The sequence below is a fragment of the Micromonospora sp. NPDC047465 genome (assembly GCF_040643125.1).
GTDB lineage: Bacteria > Actinomycetota > Actinomycetes > Mycobacteriales > Micromonosporaceae > Micromonospora.
In genome coordinates this window covers 13,672-37,439 of sequence record NZ_JBEYTP010000054.1, presented here as the reverse complement: position 1 = coordinate 37,439, position 23,768 = coordinate 13,672, and the positions used below count along the sequence as shown (strand labels likewise).

Annotated in this window: 17 protein-coding genes and 5 pseudogenes; 10 read left to right on the top strand and 12 right to left on the bottom strand. The window is 65.6% G+C overall.

All coding sequences use genetic code 11. The annotated features are described in order from the left end of the window. Window positions 1-535: 535 nt before the first annotated feature. A pseudogene (locus ABZ793_RS30890) lies at window positions 536-1,315 on the bottom strand (transposase family protein). Window positions 1,316-1,778: 463 nt separating this feature from the next. Here ABZ793_RS30890 and ABZ793_RS30885 point away from each other — a divergent pair. The 3 genes and pseudogenes from ABZ793_RS30885 to ABZ793_RS30875 all read left to right on the top strand — a co-directional run bounded on the left by ABZ793_RS30885 (window position 1,779) and on the right by ABZ793_RS30875 (window position 6,280). Then, on the top strand, window positions 1,779-5,021 hold the full coding sequence (locus ABZ793_RS30885) for an NACHT domain-containing protein (RefSeq protein ID WP_357463632.1): 3,243 nt from the start codon (window positions 1,779-1,781) through the stop codon (window positions 5,019-5,021). A 142-nt stretch (window positions 5,022-5,163) separates the two neighbouring features. Then, a pseudogene (locus ABZ793_RS30880) lies at window positions 5,164-5,433 on the top strand (DUF664 domain-containing protein); the annotation flags it as partial. 214 nt (window positions 5,434-5,647) lie between these two features. Continuing rightward, window positions 5,648-6,280, top strand: coding sequence for a HEAT repeat domain-containing protein (locus tag ABZ793_RS30875; RefSeq protein ID WP_357463629.1), 633 nt, complete (start codon window positions 5,648-5,650; stop codon window positions 6,278-6,280). A gap of 128 nt (window positions 6,281-6,408) precedes the next feature. Here ABZ793_RS30875 and ABZ793_RS30870 read toward each other — a convergent pair whose 3' ends face one another. Then, window positions 6,409-8,649: an excinuclease ABC subunit UvrA gene (locus tag ABZ793_RS30870; RefSeq protein WP_357463627.1), complete on the bottom strand. Its 2,241-nt coding sequence runs from the start codon at window positions 8,647-8,649 to the stop codon at window positions 6,409-6,411. 62 nt (window positions 8,650-8,711) lie between these two features. On the opposite strand from ABZ793_RS30870, the gene ABZ793_RS30865 reads away from it, so the two are divergent. Then, entirely contained in the window at window positions 8,712-9,662 is a 951-nt protein-coding gene (locus ABZ793_RS30865; RefSeq protein ID WP_357463624.1) for a WYL domain-containing protein, read from the top strand. Between the two features lie 69 nt (window positions 9,663-9,731). On the opposite strand, the gene ABZ793_RS30860 is transcribed toward ABZ793_RS30865, so the two are convergent. The 6 genes and pseudogenes from ABZ793_RS30860 to ABZ793_RS30835 all read right to left on the bottom strand — a co-directional run bounded on the left by ABZ793_RS30860 (window position 9,732) and on the right by ABZ793_RS30835 (window position 14,881). Continuing rightward, window positions 9,732-10,760, bottom strand: a complete 1,029-nt coding sequence (locus ABZ793_RS30860; protein ID WP_357463621.1) for a tetratricopeptide repeat protein — start codon at window positions 10,758-10,760, stop codon at window positions 9,732-9,734. A 475-nt stretch (window positions 10,761-11,235) separates the two neighbouring features. Further along, window positions 11,236-11,838, bottom strand: coding sequence for a hypothetical protein (locus tag ABZ793_RS30855; protein ID WP_357463618.1), 603 nt, complete (start codon window positions 11,836-11,838; stop codon window positions 11,236-11,238). 357 nt (window positions 11,839-12,195) lie between these two features. Further along, a pseudogene (locus ABZ793_RS30850) lies at window positions 12,196-12,666 on the bottom strand (malate synthase A); the annotation flags it as partial. Between the two features lie 493 nt (window positions 12,667-13,159). Next, a complete protein-coding gene (locus ABZ793_RS30845) occupies window positions 13,160-14,140 on the bottom strand; it encodes a DUF1152 domain-containing protein (protein WP_357463615.1) in 981 nt (326 codons plus the stop codon). A 50-nt stretch (window positions 14,141-14,190) separates the two neighbouring features. Further along, window positions 14,191-14,559, bottom strand: a complete 369-nt coding sequence (locus ABZ793_RS30840; RefSeq protein WP_357463635.1) for a hypothetical protein — start codon at window positions 14,557-14,559, stop codon at window positions 14,191-14,193. A 106-nt stretch (window positions 14,560-14,665) separates the two neighbouring features. Then, window positions 14,666-14,881: a nucleoside hydrolase gene (locus ABZ793_RS30835; RefSeq protein WP_357463612.1), complete on the bottom strand. Its 216-nt coding sequence runs from the start codon at window positions 14,879-14,881 to the stop codon at window positions 14,666-14,668. 124 nt (window positions 14,882-15,005) lie between these two features. On the opposite strand from ABZ793_RS30835, the gene ABZ793_RS30830 reads away from it, so the two are divergent. Further along, window positions 15,006-15,560: a MarR family winged helix-turn-helix transcriptional regulator gene (locus ABZ793_RS30830; protein ID WP_357463609.1), complete on the top strand. Its 555-nt coding sequence runs from the start codon at window positions 15,006-15,008 to the stop codon at window positions 15,558-15,560. A 46-nt stretch (window positions 15,561-15,606) separates the two neighbouring features. On the opposite strand, the gene ABZ793_RS30825 is transcribed toward ABZ793_RS30830, so the two are convergent. The 4 genes and pseudogenes from ABZ793_RS30825 to ABZ793_RS30810 all read right to left on the bottom strand — a co-directional run. Next, window positions 15,607-15,861, bottom strand: a complete 255-nt coding sequence (locus tag ABZ793_RS30825) for a hypothetical protein (protein ID WP_357463606.1) — start codon at window positions 15,859-15,861, stop codon at window positions 15,607-15,609. Between the two features lie 433 nt (window positions 15,862-16,294). Beyond that, window positions 16,295-17,032, bottom strand: a complete 738-nt coding sequence (locus ABZ793_RS30820; protein ID WP_357463603.1) for a hypothetical protein — start codon at window positions 17,030-17,032, stop codon at window positions 16,295-16,297. A 422-nt stretch (window positions 17,033-17,454) separates the two neighbouring features. Then, window positions 17,455-17,814: pseudogene (locus tag ABZ793_RS30815) on the bottom strand (transposase); the annotation flags it as partial. A gap of 17 nt (window positions 17,815-17,831) precedes the next feature. Further along, window positions 17,832-18,724: pseudogene (locus ABZ793_RS30810) on the bottom strand (IS256 family transposase); the annotation flags it as partial. A 457-nt stretch (window positions 18,725-19,181) separates the two neighbouring features. On the opposite strand from ABZ793_RS30810, the gene ABZ793_RS30805 reads away from it, so the two are divergent. The 5 genes from ABZ793_RS30805 to ABZ793_RS30785 all read left to right on the top strand — a co-directional run bounded on the left by ABZ793_RS30805 (window position 19,182) and on the right by ABZ793_RS30785 (window position 23,768). Beyond that, window positions 19,182-20,021: an ABC transporter permease subunit gene (locus ABZ793_RS30805; RefSeq protein WP_357463600.1), complete on the top strand. Its 840-nt coding sequence runs from the start codon at window positions 19,182-19,184 to the stop codon at window positions 20,019-20,021. A gap of 38 nt (window positions 20,022-20,059) precedes the next feature. Further along, entirely contained in the window at window positions 20,060-20,851 is a 792-nt protein-coding gene (locus ABZ793_RS30800) for an ABC transporter ATP-binding protein (RefSeq protein ID WP_357463597.1), read from the top strand. Beyond that, a complete protein-coding gene (locus ABZ793_RS30795) occupies window positions 20,848-21,669 on the top strand; it encodes an ABC transporter permease (protein ID WP_357463594.1) in 822 nt (273 codons plus the stop codon). The genes ABZ793_RS30800 and ABZ793_RS30795 overlap by 4 nt, the downstream gene beginning before the upstream one ends. 32 nt (window positions 21,670-21,701) lie before the next feature. After that, complete coding sequence (locus tag ABZ793_RS30790; RefSeq protein WP_357463591.1) at window positions 21,702-22,865, top strand: ABC transporter substrate-binding protein; 1,164 nt, start codon at window positions 21,702-21,704, stop codon at window positions 22,863-22,865. A 111-nt stretch (window positions 22,866-22,976) separates the two neighbouring features. Beyond that, complete coding sequence (locus tag ABZ793_RS30785) at window positions 22,977-23,768, top strand: IclR family transcriptional regulator (protein ID WP_357463588.1); 792 nt, start codon at window positions 22,977-22,979, stop codon at window positions 23,766-23,768.

The following is a 23,768-nucleotide window of genomic DNA, read 5'->3' as shown; positions in this document are numbered from 1 at the left end:
GCCATCAAGGTCGTCGACGGCTCCGTCGAGGTGGTCTCCGAAGGGCAATGGACGAAGCTCGGGTGATGCCCGGACCGCTATCCGGATCTGCCGCGAAGCGCTCGTCACCGAGGGGGATGTCGGCGCCGGTCGCTGGCGTCCGGTCATGCCGATGAGCGGATGCGCTGACCATGCGCGGGTACGGCGTCGCTTCGCCAAGTGGGCACAATGACGTGGTGACGCAGTCGATGCCCCACACCATGAGCACCTTGGCCGCCGACTTTCGAGCCCGTCGCTCCTTGCCGTGCGGCTCCAGCGCCCAGGAAGCACGCAGGCTACGCACTGATCTAAAAGGTTCCGTCAGCCTGCTGGTGCAGCATGGATCCGGTAGCGGCCGGCGGGTCAGCGCACTTCACTCATCGAACTCTGTCGAGGTCTTTCGACAGACCGTGCGCCCGTTGGTCGTGAGGAGACGGGACGGCTGATGGGATGACGTGCCCCGCCCTAAGGGCTGTCTCGTGACGCGGTGAAGGCGTTGTTCGGTACTGGGTTGGTGTCACCAGGTCAGGGTGATGTTGTGCAGGTTGCGATGCCGGAGGCGGCACCGGTCAATGTGTGGGCGGCGCGGCGGTAGTCGCGCAGAATCCTCCAGCACTTCATCCTGGCCAGGGTGTGCTCGACCCGGGCGTGGATAGCGCGGTGCTCGCGGTTGAGGTTTGCCTTCCAGGCCGGCAGGTCGCTGCCGTCGGCGGGCTTGCGGTACAGGATGATCACCTCAGGGTTGCCGAGGTAGGCGCCGTCGGCCATGACGGGCCGCCCGGTCAGTTTCTGGTCAATGCCCGAGGTGCGGTAGATGACCGTGTCGTTGCGGTTGCCCGGCTGGGGCTTGCCGACGGCGATGACCAGGCGGGTGCTGGCATCGATGGCGACCTGCAGGTTCGTCGAGTACCGGTAGTTCTTGCTCTTCGCGGCCAGGCGGTGGTCCCGGGTCGGGATCAGCGTGCCGTCGACGATCGCGATCTGATCGACCGGCTGCCGCCGCACCGGGGGCGAGAGCCAGCAGCGGTCCGAGGGTGTCGATGACCCGGTGCGCGGCGGAGTGCGACACCCCGCACAGCGGGCCGATCTGCCGCATCGTCAGGTTCCTGCGCCAGTACGCGGCGATTAGCAACACCCGATCCGGCAGGTCCAGTGCCCACTGCCGGCCGGGCCGGCCGTCGGCGATCGAGTCCCCGCCGCGTTCGGCGACCGGGCGGACCAGCCGGCGAAACTGGGCGGGCTGCAGCCCGGTGAACGCGAAGGTCCACTCCTGGCGGGCTGCGGAGATCACCTGCACGCAAGCATCATCGACGATCGTCCTCAGCGGTCAGCCACCAGAGTTACGAGACGTCCCTCAGTTTGGTTAGCTATTGAAGGTTTCCGCTCGCACGGACTGCCTAGGACTCACCCTCTATCGAGAAGAACAAGGAGCCTGTGATCCGGCAGCTAGTGTGCGACGTAGCTCTGCCAGATGATGTACTAATAGTCCGGCGATCTAGAGGCAGCAGGCTAGCCGCTGGCAAGACGTTCGGTCACGCCAAAGAGAGTGCCTCGATTCTGACCCTGTCGGGTTGGCTTTTCGCATGAGGCGGCGGGGGCCAAATCTGTTCGAATCCGGCCGTGATCGCGTCCATCGGCTGGCTTCACGGCATCAGCGGACACCTCGCACCGTAGCCAGGGACCCCCTCCATGTAGGACTATGGTGTTCCTGGACCGGAGCTTCTCGGTCCAGTACGTCCTGAGTGCCAGAGGGAGGCGACGTGTTTGCTGACGTCGGGCGGGTTCTCGGGCCGGTCCTCAACCTCGTGGTGAAGGCACTAGTGCAACCACCGCAGCAAGGCGCCGGCACAGTCAAGGAGCCTGTCCGGCTCGATAGTCGAGTGAAGCTTCCCGGAAAACAGCTTGAGAGATCACTTTCTCCGAAACACATCGACGCACTTGTCGAGCAACTTTCTCGTCGGTTTGAGTCCGTCCGTCTCCGTGATTTCACGGTCTTGAGTGAGAGTGACTGGAACCCAGCGGTAGCTGCCGTCGGGGCGACCCTAAAGTCATTGGGGCCAATTGGGGTAGCAGACGCTATCCAGCTCAACCTTAGCCATCAAAACCTCGTTGATCGGGCACTTCAAGCCGACCCGGATCGACCGCAACGCGAATTACTTAGTGGTGCGGGCACGGTGGTCTATCATCGACTGCTTGACGATTCCTGTCGGCATGTAATTGAATTCATAACGCAGCGGCCAGAATTCAGGCAACGCGTCGATGTCGAACTCATCCGACGGACCGCAGCGCTTCAGGAATCAGCAGACGCGGCACTAGAGCGAGCTCACCTAAGACCCGAAGACCGCGACTTTGAGCGAAGGTATAGTGATCTCGTACTTCGGAAGCTCGACTCACTTCAGCTATTCGGGGTAACTCTGAACAAAAACGAGGCGTACCCCTTGAGCACGGCTTACCTGAGCCTGTCTGCAGCACAGGAGTCCGGCAGACGGAAACCTCGCGCAAGCTCTCGACTTGATCTAGCTGCGTCGCAACGGCTGAGAGTGCACGATGCGCTAGCGGACACCAGCAGAGTGCTCATCCGCGGAGAGGCTGGCTCAGGGAAAACCACCTTACTTCAGTGGCTGGCCATCAACCTAGTCAAGGAAGAAGGGCAACTGCCTGGCGGTTGGACACCAGCAGTTCCATTTTTCATCCCCTTGCGAAGATACGCGCTGCGAGATCTCCCCACGCCGGAGCGGTTTACAAAAGAGATTGCGCCCGCCTTGTCTGGTGAGGCACCCGACAAATGGGTTCAGAGAGTCATGCGATCGGGCCGTGCCGTTGTCCTCATTGACGGCGTGGATGAATTGCCAGCAGCAAAGCGCAATGAAATCTGGAAATGGTTGCATGATCTCGTTGTCAGTTACGAGGATGCGCGGTACGTCATTACGTCGCGGCCCCCTGCGGCAGATGCCACTATCGTCGTACCAGACGAGTTCAAAACTTTTTTACTATTGCCGATGGGTTCTGCCGATGTGCGAACGTTCGTGCGGCAGTGGCACTCCGCGTTGGCTTCGACTAAGCGCGAGGGAACTGAGCCGGACAGGTTGAAGCAGTACGAGCTTGACCTGCTCGATAAGCTCGCACAACGCCGAGATTTGCGTCGGCTCGCCACCAACCCACTTCTCTGTGCGTTGACCTGCGCATTGCATATCGATCGGTATAGACAACTCCCTCGAGACCGCATCGGCCTCTACCAAGCTGCACTTGAGATGCTGCTGGTTCGCCGCGATGAAGCGAAAGAAATCGCCGGTGACGGAGTGCTGCTGTCTCAAAAAGACCAAGAGATGCTACTGGCTCAGCTGGCGTACTGGCTGGTGCGCAACGGCAGGTCCGACGTTGATCGTGAAGAAGCGCTTCGGAGGCTGCGCAAATACCTCGCTGCCATGTCTCACGTCACTGCCAAGCCCAGCCAAGTCCTAGACTATCTTTTGCTGCGATCAGGAGTATTGCGGGAGCCCGTGAAAGGGCGGATCGATTTCCTTCACAAGACATTTCAAGAGTATCTTGCAGCTCAGGCGATCCTAGATGAGGGTGATATCGACTACCTGACGAAGCATGCGCATGAGGATTCCTGGCGTGAAGTTGTCGTCATGGCTGTAGGGCACGGCCGCCGAGACGAGCGCGAGAAAATTATTCGCAGTCTCATAACATCAGACAATGAGCTGGATCCTGAGGATTCGAACCGAAAAATTTTAGTAGCTGCCGCCTGCCTCGAACATCCAGGTGCCCTTGATCCAGATCTCGCTGCAACGGTAAAGCGTCTCGTACGCAGGCTTGTGCCTCCGAAGACGGCGATTGCAGCGGAGCAGTTGGCTGAGGCCGGAGATATAGTTCTTGACCTCGTGCCGGACCCGTCCACTCTTTCAGACGATGAGGGCTTGTATCTTCTGCAGTTGATCAATCGATTCCACCCAGAAGATACTTTGCCTGTATTGGCACGGATTGCCGCAAGCCCTCGGCCAGCGATCCGCAGAAAACTGGCCGCTTTCTGGCCGCAGGTTCCGCCCGATGAATACGCGCGCTCGGTGTTAGCTCTCATGGAACTAAGCGACGTGGCAGTAGTGGCACGCGGTGAGGATCAGCTTCATTCGTTACAGCACCTTGATGGACTGCGTCGACTCATAGTGGACGGGCACCGTGGCGATCTCCATTCAATAAGCCGGGCTGCGTTGCTAGAAAGGGCAGCTTTTGTCAGCTGTCAGTTGGAAGGTTTCGACGCAGGAGCTTTACGCGACCTGAAAGTGTTGGATCTTTGTGACACAACTATTGAAGGTGGACTCCAGGCAGCCGCAAAGCCATCAATTCAGGAACTCAGCCTACTTGGCAACGCTGTAGTTCGCGACATAGAGTTTGCGGACGAATTCAGCAGGCTTTTCAGCCTTTTTCCTAATTTATCAAAATTGACGGTGGACTGGTCCTTAGTCGCTTCAACCTCTCCCCAGGCTGTAGCAAACGGCCGAAATCTTAGGTCGCTTACCCTTCTGTCATCGCCGACGTTTGCGCGATTCTTGGACGGAGTTTATAAGACGTTTGCCCCTCGCGCACGTCAGCCAATAGGATGGCGCCGTCCTTCGATGCATCAGTTCGCCGGGCTCACCAGCATCGAAGAGGTCACCCTTGTGGGCTGGCCTTCGCGAGGCGAACTACTCATGATGCAGAAACTTCCCTCGCTGACGACTCTTCGGGTTATTGCAGTAAGGGACGACCTCCGCAGAAAAATTCACTCTGACGGTGGAATCTATCCATACCCGGGACTGCAGACAGGACTTCAGGAGTCACTACTGAATCTCCGAAACCTTCACACTCTTGACCTAATCCTATTTGACTCATTGGGGCCAATCTTCGATCTGCAAGAGAGTTTCGATGTGGCAGATCTTGCGTGGCTGCCGCCGTATCTTTCTCGCGTGACACGACCGAAGTCTCTGGTTGAGGTGACATTAAATGGCAACTTGCCACGTTGAGCTACTGGAATCCATGTTCCTCACCGCAGGTGCCCTCATCTGGCCGCTGATCGCGCTCGAAGCGCGGATGGCAGCGGGTTTATGGTGGCCGGATGCTTGACCTGAGCAGGCTAGACCTGGAGGAGATCGGCACCGAGTCTGGGCACACGCGGACGCCACGATCGAGACGCTCCCGATCGACGCGCCCGGCTCGGTGCGGTGGTGGCAACACACGCCGGTGACGCTGCACCTCATCCTCGTGCACGTGCTCGCCGAGCTGAACCGGCACGCTGGGCACGCCGACATCGTGCCCGAACTGGTCGACGGCCAGGTCGGCTGGCGGCGACCCGGCGACAACGTGGTCGAGGGCGACGAGGCGTGGTGGGCCGCCTACCGCGAGAGGCTGGAATCCACCGCGCGCGAGTTCGCCTGAGGACGCCGCGTAACCCCGCGGATGCCGTCCAATTCGTCCGAGAAACCGTTTGCATTCTGCCAGCGGCCGTCGTAGCCCGAAGCCAAGGTCACATGCGCGGATTTGCCGCAGACGTGGCGCGCCAGGCTTTGAGTCACCGTCACGTGCAGCTGTCCCGATGCCCGAGCCGGCCGGGGATGTCGGCCCTGGTTTTTGCATGCCGGATGATCGTGGCGTGGAGTACTTTGACCTGTCGCCGTACGACTACCTCGGCTTTCCGCTGCCGATGCGGACCGTCGGGTGGCTGGGGCGCGGTTACGGGGTGCAGGGCGCAAGCATGGCACCGATGACCGGCGCCGAGATGGAGCGGCTCAGGGTTGCCTCCCGGCGGCTCGGCAGCCGCACGCTCGGCTGGCACGACTGCGACTTCTGCGGAGCCTTTGAGGGTAACGGCGAGTATCGCTACTACCTGCCCGACGGGGAGATCTACGCCGCACCGATGATGATCCTGCATTACGTTGAAGAACACGGATACCGGCCGCCCCGGGAACTGCGCGACGGCTTGCAGGCGGCCGGGCAACCGCGGTGGGACTGGCGCGCCGAACGCTTGCACGCGGTGCTGCTGGACCAGTCGGAGGACCCGGATTTCCGGTGCCAGGCTGCGGTCGACCTCGCGAACTGGAACGACCCGCGCGCGTTGGACGCGTTGCGGCGCGCCGCACACGATGAGGACCTGGCCGACGTTGCGGGAGACGAGATCGGCCGCTCGTTGGCAGCGTTCATGGATCGTGGCCTCGCGAGGGATCTACTCGCCGAGGACTTGCACGACATGGTGCGCTACGGCATCGACGAAGCATCGAGCCGGTGACATCCACGGGCATCCGGATTTGCCGCAGGCAGCGCGCGGCGGCGCTGGCGCGTCCGTCACGACCGGTATCCGTCGGCCCATGCACGTACAGGCGCGACAACGTTCGGACATGCCGAGATGAGTGCGACTCATGCTGGAGTGGCGACGTTGAGTGCTTGCGCGGTGGCGGTGTTGGTGATGCCTGCGACATGGCCTTGGTAGATGATCTGGCCGCCGTGCCTGCCGGCTCCTGGTCCGAGGTCGATAAGCCAGTCGGCTTGTCGTATGACGTCAAGATTGTGCTCGATGACGACGACGGTGTTGCCGTGGTCCACGAGGTTGTCGAGCGCGCGCAGCAGGATGTCGATGTCGCGAAGGTGGAGGCCGGTGGTGGGTTCGTCGAGGATGTAGAGCGTCGGGCTGGTCGGGTCGCCGAGCTCCTTGGCGATCTTGACGCGTTGACATTCGCCGCCGGAGAGCGTTGTCAGAGGCTGGCCGAGTCTCAGGTAACCAAGGCCGACGTCGTCGAGGTGGCGCAGGGCCTTCGTGATTGCCGGATCGGGGAGGCGGTGGATGGCATCAGTGATAGTGAGTTCGTCGACATCGGCGATGGACAGTCCGTCGACCGTGTGCCGCAGAACGTCAGGAGTGAAGCGTCGTCCCTGGCAGGTTTCGCAGACCGTTTCCTGGCTCTCCATGAAGGCGAGGTCGGTGTAGATGACGCCGAGGCCATTACAGTCGGGACAGGCGCCGTCGGAGTTGGCGCTGAACAAGCTGGCTGGAACGTTGTTGCGGCGTGCGAACAGCTTCCGGATGGGTGTGGCGATGCCGGTGTACGTGATCGGGGTTGAGCGACGGTTAGTGGTGACCGGTTTCTGGTCGATCATGATGGCTTGGTGGCGGGCGGCGAGTTCGGTGGCGAGGCTGGATTTTCCCGAGCCCGCGACGCCGGTGAGCACGGTCATGACCTCGGTGGGGATGTTCACGGTCAGGTTCCTGAGGTTGTTGCGGGTGGCGTTGGTGACGGTGATGCTCCCGCGTGGTGTTCGTGGACGATCTTTGATGGGGCGATGCCGCGATAGTTCGGCCGCAGTCGGGGTGTCGGCTTGGCGCAGCTGCGCGAATGTGCCCTGGAAGACGAGTGTGCCGCCCTGGTCGCCCGCTCCTGGCCCGATTTCGATGATCTGGTCGGCATCGGCCATGACTGCGGGGTCGTGCTCGACGACAAGGACGCTGTTGCCCTTGTCCCGCAGCTGCTGGAGCAGTCTCGTCATGGACGCGACATCGTGCGGGTGGAGGCCGACGGTGGGCTCGTCGAAGATGTAGAGCATCTCGACCAGGCTGCTACCCAGGTGCTTGACGGTCTTGATGCGCTGTGCCTCGCCGCCGGACAGGGTCGTGGTGGCGCGGCCGAGGTGGAGGTATCCCAGCCCGATGGTGATCAGGGCGTCCAGCCTTGCCTTCAGCGCGGCCACGACCGGCGCCACGTTCGCGTCGGTCACCGTCGTCACCAGTTCGACGAGTTCGTTGATCTCTAGGCGCGCCATCTCGCCAATGGTGAAGCCGAGCACGGTGGCCGTGCGGCTGGCCTCGTTGAGCCGATCACCGTTGCAGTCCGGGCATACGGTGGAGCGGGTGAATCGGGCAAGGGTTTCTCGCTTGCGGTCAGACAGATTGTCAGAGGTCTGCAGGTAGATCCGTTCGAACCGTTCGACGACACCCTCGTAGCCCTTCGGAGATTTGGTGCCGAGGCGTGCGGCGTGTTCGCCGCCGAACAACAGCGCGTCGCGTTCGGTTTGGGTCCAGTCGCGCAAGGGTGTGTCAGCGTCGAATGTGCCGATGTCGGCGTACTGGGAGTACCAGTAGCCGCCGTTGCCGAAGCCGGGCAGCAGGATGGCTCCGTCTTTCAGCGACTTGTCCAGATCGAGAAAGCGGTCAACGGCACTGACGACGACTTCACCGAGGCCGGAGCATGTCGTGCACATGCCGGCGGGATCGTTGAAAGAGAAGTGGTTGGACTCACCGACCTGCGGCGTGCTCAGGCGGGAGAACAGGAGCCTGAGGTAGGTCCATGCATCGGTGATCGTACCGACCGTGGATCGTGCGTTCCCGCCGATGCGTCCCTGGTCGATTACCACCACCGGCGAGAGACCGTCGATCTGCTCGACCTCGGGCCGCGCCCACTTCGGCAGCCGGTTGCGGACGAATGGCGGAAAGGATTCATTGAGCTGGTAGCCGGCCTCAGCGGCGATCGTGTCGAACACCAACGACGACTTGCCCGACCCGGACACCCCCACGAACACCACCAACTGCCCGCGTGCCACTTCGACGTCGAGGGACTTCAGGTTGTTGGTCCGGGCTCCCCAGATTTCGATCTTGCGCTGTGACATGCGCACAACACTACGAGCAGATCCGGTCAGGAAATGTCCGCGATTCGGCGGATACTGTGCCCATGGCCGACGTCACCCAACGAGTCCTCGCCCTGCTGGCGGCGCTGCAGACGGGTCGGGCGTTCACCGGCGAAGAACTCGCGGCCCGCCTCCACGTCAGCCCGCGCACGCTACGCCGGGACGTCGATCGTCTCCGCGGCTACGGCTACCCCGTCGAGACCCAGCCGGGACCAGGCGGCTACTACCGGCTCTCCGCCGGCAGCACCATGCCCCCACTTCTCCTAGAGGACGACGAAGCCATCGCGGCCCTCCTGGGACTGGCCACCCTCGCCTCGATCGGCAGCGCCAGCGAGGGAAGCCTCGACGATGCGGCGACGCGCGCCTACGGCAAGGTCGACCAGTACCTACCCAAGCGTCTCCGCGCCCGAGCAGCGGCCCTCCGCGCCAGCCTCGAAACCACACAGACCCTGGCTCCGAGCATCAGCGCCGGAACGTTGAGCGCCCTCGCCGACGCAATTCACCACCAACACCTCGTCACCTTCGACTACGCCGGCGCGACCAGACCTACCACGGCACGCAAAGTCGAACCGCACCGCCAGATCCACCAGCACCTGCGCTGGTACCTGCTGGCCTGGGACACCCGCAAGCGCGACTGGCGCGTCTTCCGTACCGACCGCATCACCAACCTGCGAAACACCGGCCGAGCCTTCAGCCCCCGCCCACTGCCCGCCGACACCGGCATTCAGTACCTCCGCGAGGGACTCAACAAGCACCAACACCGCGTCGTTCTGACTGTTGACGCTCCCATGACCGCGGTGGCGGACGCTCTGAAGTACCAGGACGTCGAACTTGAGCCCATCGCACCGCATCGAACCCGCGCCGTCCTCAGATCCGACTCATGGCAGTGGCTCCTGTTGAACCTGGCCTTCCTCGACGTGGACTTCACCATTCACGAACCCGCCGCCTTCCGGACGGCGTCTCGACGATTCGGTGTCCGACTCCAGCAGGCGTGACAGAACGCCCACTCAATCGGCTAGGACCGCCAACAAGGCTACGTGCACGGGACCGTGCGCGCCGGTCTCCTACGCCTCGTCACCGTGGGTAAACGGACGGGCGAGGCAGGCAACCAGAGGCGTGGCGTTTGAGGCGGCGTCGGACTCGCGAATATCGAGACGGTGGGATGTCCTAGGTGCCGCGAGCGTGGGCGTAGTCGATGAGCGCCCGGCGTACGGTTCGGGCACCTGCGGTGCCAGTTCGGTGAGCGTGTCCAGGTCGGCGGCCGATCCCGTCGAGCGGGCACGGTATGCGGCGGCGGCCGCCCGCATCGTGACGTCGTCCGGCTCGAGTTCCTCGCCGCGAGTGGCCTGCGCGGCGGCCTCGGCGAAGTCGCCTTCCTCGGCGGCTAGATCGGCCAGGTCGAGGTACAGCGACCAGTTGGCCGGGTCGAGCGCTAGGGCACGCCGAAAGGCAGCGGCCGCCTCGGCACGGTTGCCGACGTGACGCCAGGTGCCGGCGCGGACGACCTCGGTAAACGGGACGCGCCGTACGGCGTCGGCCCGGTCGCACAGGGCGAACGATGCGTCGGTGCGGCCGCACACGCGCAGCAAGATCGCCATGCGGGCCATCGCGTCAGGGTCCGCATGGCGCTCGCAGACCACCTCGATCGCCCGGAACCACGGGGCCAGGCACTCGCGGACAGCATCAGTGTCGAGGTCACGGTCGTAATCGCGGATACGCATCGTGGCCTCAGCGACGGCAGCCGGGGTTACCGCGCTGAGGAATCGCTCGTCGCCGAACCACGGCGCGGACGCCCACGGGACGTCCGGCTGGTAGCCGGTGACCGCGCCGAGCGACATCGCGGCCTCGTCCGAGTCACCGTCCACGAAGGACAAGTAGGCACGGGCTAGCATCGGTCCGATCGTGTTTGCCGCCGCGACGACGGCCGTGACCTCGGAGGGCAGCTCGCGCCGCAGGTTCTCCAGCACGGAGTACGGCTCCGGATCGCGCGGATCGACGGCGACCGCTCGCGCGATGAAGCTCGTCGCCGCAGCGGGCGAGCCGCCGCAGTGGGCCATCACCTGGGCGAGGGCGAACGCTCCCGTCGTCGACACGATCGACACTTTAGCGCCGGCCGGCAGCGCGAGCGACGAGGTCCGTACACCGCCAAAGGGCGGTGCGTCATCCCGATGGGTGTTCGCCTCTACAACCCCGCCACCGGCCGCTTCGTGGAGGGGTAGGCCAGCACAGGCGAGGCTCCCGTGTTGGGGCATCGGGTTTTGGTCGATTTGTTGTCTTACCTGGAGCCTCGCCCTCATCGATTCCGGGCTACGCACACCGCCCCTGACCTGCAAGATCAGGTTGGAAAGGCTCACTGGCCTCAATCCCTTGACACGTTCCGAAGCCGCCGCAGCACTACGAATCCTGCTCTGTCCTACCGCCAGACTTGAAGTACGTCAGCAGGAAATGCGCTCGGCTCACAGCGACGTGCGGGGGTCAGCCACCCAGCGGACCCCGCACGTCCCAGCCGACCGCTTGAGGCTCCCCGGTCAGCAGGAGATATCGCTTCATGGCCTCTGTCGTGCTCGTTTAGCGGACGGGGTTTTCCAGTTGTGATCGGATCTGGCGGAAGTCGTCGGCTCGGCTCTGCGCTGCGGGGAATCCGATGAAGGTCACCAGCGCGACGGTGTGATTGTCGGCCCAGCCGCAGGCTTCGATGTGGGCGCCCTTGTCTTGGCCGGTGCCGCAGCGGGCCTCGTCGCCGAGTGGGCCAGGCGCGGTGGGGGCGACGGTGGTGAGGTGGGTCAGGTTGGTGAAGGTGGCGTCGAGTGAGGCCGTGGGGTCGCTGACGGTGCCGGATACTGCGCTGATGAGGATGGTGCTGCCTCCGGCTGGTCGGTGCCAGCCGCGCTCCGGCGAGTACTCGCCTTCCCAGGTGACGTAGGCGGTGCTGATGGCGCTGGTCGGTTCACCGTTGAGCAGCTTCTTGAGGTTTCCCAGGTTCTGCTGGGCGGTCTCGAGCAGTGATCGGTCGACCGATTCGGGCCAGCGGTCCAGCAGCCGTTTCGGCTTGTCCAGTCGCAGGGCAGTGGTGGCGGTGGGGGACAGGGCCGGCTGCGCCTCTGACTTGCGGGTATCGCCGGGTCGTGTGCATCCGGTCGCGGCGAGCAGCCCAGTCAGGAGCACGACCACGACGCCAGTCAGCCGCCTGAGGGTGCTGTTCGGTCTTGTTCTGGTCATACCGTGCATCCCGTCTCGGTCTCGGCCGGCTGCACCGTACACCAGATGATCGTCGTGCTGGCCCCGGTGGGCTGCGCTCAGATGTAGTGGTGGTCGCGGTCTCTCAACTGGGCGGATGAACTCATCATTGACGGATTTCAGGCGAGGGCGTTTGACCTTGCCTGTTCAGGCGCAACAGGTTGACGTTGAGTGATGACTGGGTGGGCTGTCGATGTTGCCGGCGGTGCTCGCTCCTCGGATGATCCTGATGCGGGGGAGGGCGACGTGCGGCGTCGTTCGGTGATGCTGCCCGGAGACCTGGCCTGGGAGGTGGCTTTCCAGCTTGGGCAGGTAGAAGTATGGGCCTGTGCCGCTTTGGAGGAGCGTGTTGGCGCAGTGGAAGAAGTACAGACCGAAGTCGACGAGGCTGCCAGAGGCCGGCCGGCCGTCGATCAGGATGTGCTTCTCGGGCAGGTGCCAGCCACGGGGTCGCACGACGATTGTCGCCGTCCGCTCGTCCAGCGTGTATGCCTTGCCGTCGGCCGAGGTGTAGTCGATGCGGCGTGCGACCGCGTCGCGCAGATTGATCTGACCACCGACCACGTTGGTCCACGGTGGTGCGTTTGCGTCTTCCAGGTCGGCGAGCCAGACCCGGGCGCCGGAGTTGAGCGCGTTGATGGTCATCTTCCGGTCCGTCGGTCCGGTGATCTCGCAGCGCCGGTCGACGAGGCCGGGCGCGTGCGGGGCGACCCGCCAGGTGTCGTCGCGGCGGATCGCCGCGGTTTCGGGCAGGAAGTCGAGGGTGGCGCCGGCGGCGAGGTCGGCGTCTCGCGCGGCGCGCGTGTCTGGCCGCCGTGGTACAGCCGCCACGGTGTGCCGGATCGCTTCACTTCGGTGATCATGGAATGCAGGGGCGTGATCCCGATACCGCCGGCGATGAACAGGTACTGCGGCGCCGGTTCCAGTGCGAAGTGGTTACGCGGCCCGCGGACCGTCACGGCCGCGCCTTCGTGCAGGTGGTCGTGGATGTGGGCGGGGCCGCCCCGGCTGGTCGGTTCGCGCAGGACGGCGATGCGCTAGCGGCCGCGGTCGTCGACGTCGCCGCACAGGGAGTACTGGCGGGCCAGTGGAGCTTCCGCGCCGGTGTCGAGCAGCAGGTCGATGTGCGCGCCCGGGGTCACGCCGGCAATGGCAGCCCATCGATGCTGACAAGGTCGATGACGACCACATCGGCGCACTCGGCTCTACGGCTGGCGACGACCACGGGAATCGTGATGTCCATTGTGGCCCTACGTCAGCGCTGGAAGTCGACGAAGCGGGTGAGCCCGACCTCAGGGATGCGTCCCAGTGCGCGGTAGGTCTGCACGGCCTCGTCGAGGGTGGTCGTGGGTACCAGGTGCTTGGCGTGTTCGGCGACGCTGTCGGCCACCAGGTGCGGGTCGAAGACCCAGACCGGAAGGCTGGCCGGCCCGACCCGGGCGACCTCGCCGAACGGGTTGCTCTTGAGGGTGCGGTGCAGCCCGAACTCGCCTCGGCCGGCCTTGAGCACCAGGCTGCCGACCGGGTCGTCGGCCTCGCCGTGCAGCGCGCCCACGCGCTCGATCGCCGGGTAGCTGGGGGCGATGACGCCGCGTAGCGCGCCGGCTTTGACCGCGGTGCTCAGGTTGCGGTCCAGCTCCTCGATCTCCATCTCGGCGTCGACGCCGTATCCGGCCAGGCCGAAGTAGGCGCGGCATTGCTGCTGGAGCAGGCCGGCGAGGGTGAGGTGGTCGGCCAGCGAGGTTTGGGTTGGTCGGATCTCGTTGCCGGTGGACAGCGTGTCGGAGCCGACGTCGACGCTGACCAGCAGGTCGGCTCCGTAGTGTGCGACGACTTCCCGCATCCCGTCGGCGACGCCCTGACCGCCGCCACGCAGCGAGATGAGGAACGATTCTCCGCCGAAGTGGCGGGCGACGGTCGCCTCGTGCGGCTGACGGCCGTCAATCTGCGAGTCCGCAGTGACGATGACCGCGTGCGCGCCGAGCGGCTTGGCGGGGCTGAGGTCGAGGGGCTGGTAGAAGTCCGGGCCGACGGTCATCCGCAGGGCGGTCTTCTGTTCACCGGCTGGCGGCCACCATTGGCAGGCGACGCCGCCGAGGATGACGCGCTGTACGCCGAGCCGGCCGAGCCAGTCGGCGACGAGGGAGGCGACCAGGCAGTCGCTGCCTCCTCCGTGGCCCATGACCAGGGCGGTCTTGGATTCTAGAGCGGCTTCTTCAATCGTCGGTGTGGTCATTGGCCAGGTCCCTTCTCGGCAGCACCGCTAACGCAAAGTCATGATCACGGTCACGCCACGACATTAGTTCGCACCTTTACTATATTGCAAGAAGGTGTCGCCGAAGAGTCGCGGACGAGGCGGCGGAGGCGGGGGACATCCACGTCGACCGCCACGGCCACCGGGTTGCCGTCGGCCTCGGCGTTGCCGTCTGCCGGGAGCTCCGGCCGGCCGGACCGGCTGCGTGCCAGCGGGCATGTGTCGACGACGGTCTGGCCCCAGGCGCCGCCGCTGGTGTCCACGGCGACCGGGAGGACCTCGGTCGTGACCAGGGTCGGGTCCACGCAGGCCATGGCCGCGAGCAGGTCGTGGCAGGGCATTTGGCCCGGTGGACAGAGGCTGGCACCGAAGCGCCGGTACACCGCCAGGGGACCGTCCAGGAAAGTCGGCTGCCCGGTTGAGTCGGCGGCCGAGGATGGCCAGCTCGGCGTCGGTCATGGTCGCGGTGCGGGTCACGTCGAGCCCGACCATCAGCGGCGGCTGCGCCTAGGGCGCCGCGAGCACCGCCGCGGCTGATGAGGGGTCGTGGGCGATGTTCGCCTCCGCTGTGGGGCGCGCGTTGCCGCCGGCGCGGGCGCTGCCGCCCATGAGGGTGAGCCGCGCCCGCGACGTGCGGGCGTGGGCGCCGTTGGCGGCGGCCACGTTGGTCAGGGGCCCGGGCGTGAGTAGCCCGGCTCCGGCGGAGACCTCGCGTGCGATCACCTCCGGCGCGCCGGGCTGTGTGTTTCACGGTGTGCCTTTCGTTCGTCGATGAGGCCGGGCTTCTGGACTGCCACTGGACAGCGGTGCGGTGACTAGACTGGCGCCATGGGGTCGTCCGCAGGGGTTGGGCACCGAGATGCCGCGAGCTGACGCGCCGCATGTCGGTCCCGTCGATCCGGCCGAGGTGGATGCGATTCCGTTGGAGGATCTGGAAGAGGCTCTGCGACACCATTCGGCCGGCAATACGCCTGGGTTTCTGTTGCGGCATGCGACGTTGCGCTGGCAGCGCCACGTGGCGGCCGCGCTTGCCGGGATGTCCATGACGCACGTGCAGTTCCTCGTGTTGGGCAGCACGTGGTGGTTGGGGCGTAACGGGGAGGCGCCCCGACAGCGCGACGTGGCCGACCACGCCGGCCTGGAGCCGGTGCTGACCTCCCAGGTCCTCAAGGTCCTGGAGCGGGACGGGCACGTGAAGCGGATCCGGGATACCGCCGACGCCCGCGCCGTCCGAGTGATGGTGACGCCGCAGGGCCGTGACCTCGCCCGCCGCTGCGTCGTGATCATGGACCGGATCGACGCTGTGTACTTCGCCGAGGCACGCGCTACGCCCGGCTTCATGGAGCAGTTGCGGGCGCTGGCCGGGCGCGACAGTGCCGGCAACCCGACCCAGCCCTCGTAGCGTCCGGTGCGGCTGCCGCCGGGCTGTGCCGCTGCTGGCGCGGGTCTCACTGTCGCGCGAGCGGCCGGCCGATCACGGCCGGCGCGGCGGCGCGGCCGACGAACGTGGCTAGCGCGAGCACGGCCAGCAGGTAGGGCAGCGCGATCAGCAGTTCATGCGGGACGGCGGAGTCCAGGATCTGCATCCGCAGCAGGAGCGCGTCGACCAGGCTGAACAGCAGGCATGCCGCGACCGCCGGCCAGACCCGCCACTTGCCGAGCAGCAACGCGGCGAGGGCGAGGAAGCCCCGGCCTTGGCTCATGGGCGCTTGAAACAGGCCGACGGTGGCCAGGGAAAGGCTGGCGCCGCCCAGCGCGGCGAGCCCTCCTGGACTGGTCAGCGTTCCACTGGGTGGTAGTGCTGCCGTGGGGGCAGGCCACTCGCTGGTTGTCCCAGTCGATGGTGGACTCGTCCAGCGTGCAGCCGCTGTCGGCCGCGGCCTGCCAGCCGGTGGCTGACTTTTGCGGGACCGAGCAGTTCGATTCCGTGCCTCTCGGCTGCGGTGATCAGGCGGTCCGAGCAGGACAGTGGCCTCCCCGTCGGAGACGATGCGAGTACTCACGCAATGCGCCGTCGCAGACCAGCCAGGAGGCCACCGTTGTCAGTTTGCGCGTCCTGCGAGACACCTTTCGGTTAAACCGGCAAGCTAACCAAGTGCCCATAAATACGTCAACTGCATTGGAATTGTCCGAAACTTATTCGATGAACACCTTCACGGAGTCGGCTAGCCCGTCGTTTCGGTTGATGCCGATGAAGAATTCGCTCCCCACATGGGTAACATCTTCGATCTCGTCGGTTAAGTTGTTCCCCGGAATTCCGATGTCGCTCTCCACGTCGCCTCCAGACCAGTTGTACTGGTACACCCAGTTCCACCCGGTAGCGGGCGTTGACGTGTTGATTGACTTGGTGTTCCAGATATAGTTCTCAGAGCAGTCAATGCCTTGGTCGGAACGATTATCGTGACTCGTCAGGTTGCTCTTCACCAGCGTCCATCCACTCGTAAGCGCACCGCCGCCGGGATGGGTCCACAGGCTACCCAACCGTCGGGCAGCATATTTGCCGGCTCCGCCGGCAGCCGTCGCGCTGTAGCAGAGGCCGCTGATGTTGCCTATCGGTAGACGCACTTCCCCGGTTGCGCCAAAAGATCCGTCGGCGTTCAGGCGCACGATTGTCACCTTATCGCTCGGAAATGCGGATTGGCTCCCTTGGGTGGCTATCAAGGCCGGGCCCTGGCCCAGATAGTTCGGATTGTAGGCGAGGTCGTTACCGTGGCCGAGTGTGGGCATGGAGGTTGGCGCCCCGGCGCAGACCCAGCTAGTGCCGTCCCAGGTTGCGCCGTCGCGCAACCACCTGGACAGGACAGGCTCCGCGCCGGCTGCCTTCGTGAAAACGATGTAAAGCTGGCCGCCTGGCCCTGCCACCATGCCTTGCATGACCGTGCGACCCGCCTTGCACGCACTGCTGTTCGGGATGTTCAGCCGTTCCGCCCCGCTCCTGTCCGTAGCAGCGTAGGCAGACGCTGCCGGGGCAATAGCTATTCCAATTGAGAGTGCGAGCACGGACGCGACGCTTGATAGTTTCTTCACTTCGGCGTCTCTCCTCTAGGGGTAGGGCGAGAGCGGCAGCGTATCAGTTGATGTCAACTTGTTTATGTTGCATTGCTGCGTAGCGAGCCGCGCTTCACATACTGCTTAGCCTCGATGATTCGCGCCGGGGGTCGGCTCCTTCCGCCCGGCAGCGCTGATCGCTGCTGATCGATGTGGTTCCGGTTCCGGGCATGGCGGCGGGCCGTCTGTCGCGGCGGCGGGCGTGCTCTCCTGGGTTCCTCCGGTCGTTGGGACAGCGGCTGAGCTGGTCAGCCGGGGGCGGAGTTGGCCGCGATCCGGTTGAACGCGGCGGTGATCTGTTCGGTCCAGGGCCAGGTGGCGGGGATGCGTAGCCAGCGGCGGCGTTGGCCGCGTACGAGGCGACCTGCGGTATGCAGGATGCGGTAGCGCAGCCGTTTCGGTTCAGCCTTCGCCAGGTCGCCGTCGAGGCCGATGAGCTGCAGCCACGCGATCAGGTCGACGGCGATCGCCGTGGCGGCGCAGCGGGCCTGGTTGATCGCGAACTCGCGAGAAGGTGGCCGGCGAAGGCCGGTGTCCTTGGCGCAGCGGATCCTGTCCTCGACGCGGGCGTGGGACCGGTGGCGGGCCTCCAGCCACTGCAGTGCTCCGGGGCCTCGATCGTGGCCACCACCCGGTCGAACTGGGCGCGGACGGCGTCGGCGTCGGGCTGGTCGAAGATCGTGCGCACCAGGGTCGCCTATCCATGGCTGCGCCGACTTCGGCACCTTCGTCGGCAGGTTGCGCAGGTAGTGGGTCCTGCACCGCTGCCACGAGGCTCCCGGCAGCGCCGCCCCGATCGCGGCCACCAGGCCGGCGTGGGCGTCGGAGGTGACCAGACGGACGCCGGACAGGCCGCGGGCGGTCAGGCTGCGCAGTAACGCCAGCCAGCCGGCGCCGTCTTCGTCCGAGGCGACGTCCACGCCCAACACCTCACGTTGGCCGTCGGCGTTGACCCGACGGCGATCAGCGCGCGGACGTTGACCGTTCGACCGTGCTCGCGGACCTTCATCGTCAGCGCGTCCATCCACGCGAACGTGTAATGCGCTGCGTCCAGAGGCCGGTTGTGAAACGCCTCGACCTGGGCGTCCAGGTGAGCGGCCATCTCCGACACCTGCGACTTGGACAGCTGCCGGATGCCGAGCTGCTCGACCAGCTTCTCCACCCGCCGCGTGGACACCCCGAGCAGGTAGGAGGTCGCCACGACCGACACCGGGCCTGCTCGGCCCGCCGCCGGTGCGTCAGCAACCAGTCCGGGAAGTACGAGCCCTGCCGCAGCTGCGGGATCGCCAGATCGATCGTCCCGGCCCGGGTGTCCCACTGCCGGGCTCGGTATCCGTTACGGGAGTTGACCCGCTCGTCGCTGCGTTGCCCGTACCCGGCACCGCAGATCGCATCGGCCTCGGCGGACATCAACGCCTGCGCGAACGTTTTGATCATCGCCTGCAACACGTCCGGCGACGCGCCCTCGATCTGCTCGCGCAGCAGGTCAACAGGGTTCACACTCTCAGATGCGGCCATCGCGTTCTCTCTTCCTTCTCTGACTTGGTCGTCTTGAAGGATCGACGCGATGGCCGTCTCGCATATACGCAACACGCCCATCACGGGCAATTCGTACGCCACTCCAACCTTCCGTCGTTGGTGTTGGCAGCGGAGACGGCAGCTTGACCCGGATTGCGGTATCCGGCAGGTGACGCGGGTCGGGAGCGGCCTCCAGATGGTGATCCGATGTCCTGGCCAAACCGTTGACGTGGCCTGAGTCACGCTTCTATGGTGAACCACCAGTTCACTCAGTGATCCGACCGGCGGGGCCGACCGACGGATCTCACGCCAGACGACGCTTCCGAGGGATTCGGAGAGTGCCTGCATGACTGCGACAAGAACCGCCACTACACCGGCTGCCGAGGCTGGACCGGCCGGGCAGGTGGAACGAGTGACACTGCGCCGATCCGGGCGCCTGTCCGCCGCGAGGAAACGCGTGCTGAACGCCGTCGGGGCCGTATTGGTCGTGGCGGCGCTCGCCGGCCTCTGGGAGTGCTACAAGGCGCTGGGGCGCGCCGTCGATGACGTCGTGCCCGGCACCGGGATCGCCTTCCCGGTCGCCACCGACGATCTTTCGATGCCGCACGTCTGGTCGATTCTCGGCGCCCTGGTCGAGCCGGCCCGGCGGGGCGACTCGATGGTGCTGGGCAGCTATCTCCTCGGCGAGACCAGTGTGACGCTCCGCGAGGCGTTCTATGGTCTGCTGGCGGGCTCGTCGCTGGGCCTGGTGCTGGCGGTCGTCTTCCTGCACGTGGTGCCGCTCAGCAAGGGACTGATGCCCTGGCTGGTCGCGTCACAGACGGTTCCCCTGGTGGCGATCGCACCGATGATCGTGATCTGGGGTGGGAAGGCCGGCGCGCCGCCCTGGGTGGCGGTGACCGGTATCGCCGCCTACCTCGCGTTCTTCCCGGTCACCATCAACGCCCTACGAGGCCTGAAGTCACCGCCGAAGGTCCAGCTGGAGTTCATGCGCAGCGTGGGCGCGGGCCGCTGGCAGGTGCTGGGGTGGCTGCGGATCCCGGCGGCACTGCCCTTCGTGTTCGCCGGGCTCCGGCTGGCCGCCACCGCGAGCGTGGTGGGCGCGATCGTGGGCGAGCTTTCCGCGGGCACCGGCCGGGGCATCGGCCGGGCGATCCTCACCTTCGCCTACTACTACTCGAACGGGCCGGAGAAGTTGTACGCGGCCGTCCTGGTTGCGGCGGCGGCCGGCATCGTGTTCGTGCAGTCCCTGGCACTCATCGAGCGCGTGGCGCTCCGGCACCGGCACACCCGGTGAACATTCCTTCCGCCTCAACAACACCTGGAGAGATGCTGATGTCTGAGGCCGAGATCATTTCCGTGCGAGGAGTCACCAAGCAGTTCACCGGCGGAAACCGTACGGTGACGGCACTTGAGGACATCGACCTGTCGATCAAGCGGGGCGAGTTCGTGTCCCTGCTGGGCCCGAGCGGCTGCGGCAAGAGCACTCTGCTGCGGGTCCTGGCCGACCTGACCGAGCCGACCAGCGGCACGGTGTCGCTGAACGGCAAGACGCCGGGCGCGGCACGGACGGACCGGGACTACGGCATGGTCTTCCAGCAGGCCGGCCTCTTCGAGTGGCGTACCGTGCAGCGCAACGTCGAGCTGCCGTTGCAGGTGGCCGGGGTGGACAAGCAGACCCGGCGGGCCAAGGCCCACGAGATGCTGGAACTGGTCCGCCTCTCCGACTTCTCCCGGCACTTTCCCTGGCAGCTCTCCGGCGGCATGCAGCAGCGGGTGGCGATCGCCCGCGCGCTGTCGGCGGACCCGGAGATTCTGTTCATGGACGAGCCGCTCGGCGCGCTCGACGAGATGAACCGCGAGCGGTTGCAGGGCGAGCTGCTGCGGATATGGTCGGACACCAAGACCACCGTCGTGTTCGTCACGCACAGCATCTCCGAGGCGGTGTTCCTGTCGTCGCGGATCGTCGTGATGTCCGCGCGTCCCGGACGCATCGTCGCCAGCATCGACGTCGACCTGCCGTACCCGCGCACGGCGGCGACCCGGACCACCGAGGCGTTCTTCGCCAAGGTCACCGAGGTGCGTACGACGCTGCACGGCGTCCCGGCCGAGCAGGCGGCCCGATGAGCACGGCGCGGCTCGCGCGGGACACCTTGCCCGGCGCCGGTGCCCGGACGGCGGTCGGCCGGTTCCTCCCGGTCGTCCTCACCGCGCTGGTGATCATTGGCTCGTGGCAGCTGCTGGTGACCGTCTTCGACGTTCCGTCGTTCATCGTCCCGGCGCCGGCCGACATCTCGTCGGCGTTCCAGGCCGAGTTCGGCACGATCATGTCGGCGTCGGTGGTCACCGTGCAGGAGGTGCTCCTCGGCTTGGTCCTCGGCGCGGTAGCGGGGGTCACGGTGGCGTTGGCGCTCAGCCGGTTCCCGGGAGTGTCCGCGCCGGTGCTGACCGCGGCCGTCGTCATCAACTGCGCCCCGATCGTGGCCCTCGCGCCGATCTTCAACAACTGGTTCGGGGTCACCAACCTGATGTCGAAGGCCGGCGTGGCCGCGGTGATGGTCTTCTTCCCGGTACTGGTCAACACCACCAGGGGACTTCTCCAGGTCTCACCCCTGCACCTGGAGATCATGCAATCGCTCGCGGCGCAGCCACGACAGGTGGCGCTCATGCTGCGGTTGCCCAACGCGTTGCCGTACCTGTTCAACGCGCTCAAGCTCGGCAGCACGCTCGCCGTGATCGGCGTGATCGTGACCGAGTACTTCGGAGGACCGAGCAACGCTCTCGGGGTGTACATCGCCTACCAGGCGGCCCTGCCCCGCTTTGAGTTCGCCTGGGCGGGGATCGCCGTGGCCAGCGCGCTCGGCCTGCTGCTGTTCGGTGCCACGTCTCTGTTGGAACGCCTCCTGATGCCCTGGCACGAGTCGCTGCACGACAGCGACTCGTGAGCCACGGGCCACCACGATCTGTTGGAGTCAGAATGGCCCTGCAACTATGGCGGACCCCGCGGAAGGGTCGCCCCGCCACAATCGCCACCGCCCTCACCGCCGTCCTGCTCGCCGCCTCGGCCTGCGGTGGCATGTCCGACACCCCGAGCGAGTCCGCGGCTGAGGCCGCCAAGAACTGCGAGTCGACCACCAAGGTCCGGGTGGTGCTCCAGTGGGTCGCCCAGGCCCAGTTCGCCGGCTACTACGCGGCCAAGGAGAAGGGTTACTACGCCGAGGAGTGCCTCGACGTCACCATCCAGGAGGGCGGTGTCAACATCGTTCCTCAGCAGGTGCTCTCCGCCGGCAACGCCGAGTTCGCGGTCAGCCACGTCACCAAGACGATGGTGACCCGGGAGCAGGGCGCGAATCTGGTGAACATCGGCCAGGTGTTCCAGCGCGGCGCCTATCTCCAGGTCGCCTGGGCCGACTCCGGCATCAAGGCGCTGACCGACCTGAAGGGTAAGAAGGTCGGGAGCTGGGGTTACGGCAACGAGCTCGTGCTGTTCGCAGCGATGAAGGACGCCGGCGTCGACCCGAGCCGCGACACGGAGATCATCCAGCAACCGTTCGACATGTCGCTGCTGCTTCGTCGGGAGATCGACGCCGGTCAGGCCAAGACCTACAACGAGTACGCCCAACTGCTGGAGACCAAGAACCCGAAGACGGGCAAGCTCTACCAGCCGTCCGACTTCTCGGTGATCAGTCTCCAGGACGCCGGCTACACCAGCCTGGAGGACGGCATCTACGCCCGTGGTGACTGGCTGGGGGAACAGGCCAACCAGGACACGGCGGTGAAGTTTCTGAAGGCGTCCTACCGCGGCTGGGGCTACTGCCGCGACGACCTGGCCGGCTGCGTCGACATCGTGCTCGACAACGGCAGCGCGCTGGGGCAGGGGCACCAGACCTGGATGCTCAACGAGATCAACAAGCTGATCTGGCCCGCGACCAACGGCGTGGGAATGATGGACCAGGCGGCCTGGGACCAAACGATCAAGATCGCGATCGGTGGCGGCGTGCTGAAGAACGTGCCGGACAAGGACGCGTTCCGCACCGATCTGTCGCAGCGCGCGAACGACGAACTCAAGGCCGACGGGTTCGACGTCAGCGGCGACTCCTACAAACCGCAGACCGTGACGATCACGGAAGGCGGGAAGTAGGCGAGCGGCGTGTGCCGGGCGGCGCCCGCCGTTCGGCACACGTCCGCAGCCAATGACGCCTGCCAAGATATGGGCCGTACACCAAGGCCGATGCAATTGATGGAGGTAGCAATGGCGCCCAGTGAGGCGGGGCTGGTGCGACGTACGATCTGGCTCCTGCGGGCCGTGGCGGCTCACCCCGAGGGTGTCGGACTCAGCGAGGTGGCCCGGGAGGCGGGTATCCCCAAGGCCACCTGCTACCGGGTGCTCACCGTGCTGGAGCGGGAGAGCTGGCTCACCCTCGATCCGGTGACCCGTCGCTACCGGGTGTCGCTCGGACTGCTCTCCATCGTGGGTGGCCTGCTCGACGGCGGCGGCGCGTACGGCCACATGCGAGAGGTGCTGCGGAACCTGGCCGAGGAGACCAGGGAGACCGCGGGCTTCGACGTGCTGCTTCCACCGAAGGTGATGGTCGTCGCCCAGGTGCCGGGGCCGTCGCTGATCGGGCAGACGCTCAAGCCGGTACCCCGTACCCAGCCGGTGTGGGCGACCTCCACGGGGAAGGTGCTGCTGGCGGCGCTGAACCCGGATTCGGTGCGGGAGGACTTCACCGAGGAGTTCGCCGAGCACGCCCCGCCGGAGGTGGGGGACCTGGAGTCCTTCATGGGCTCGCTGGAGGCGGTTCGGAACCGGGGGTTCGCCTTCGCGTACGACGAGCTGGAGGTCGGGGCGGCGTCGGTCGCCGCACCGGTGCGCCTGCGAGGGACGACGCCGTACGCGGTCTGGATCGGCGGGCCCACCTACCGGATCACCCGCGACCGCATCGACATCATGGCGGAGTCGGTGATCAAGGCCGCACGACAGCTCACCGACCTGCTCAGCAACGCTGACATCGATATCCCGAGTGCCTTTGCCAGACGCTAG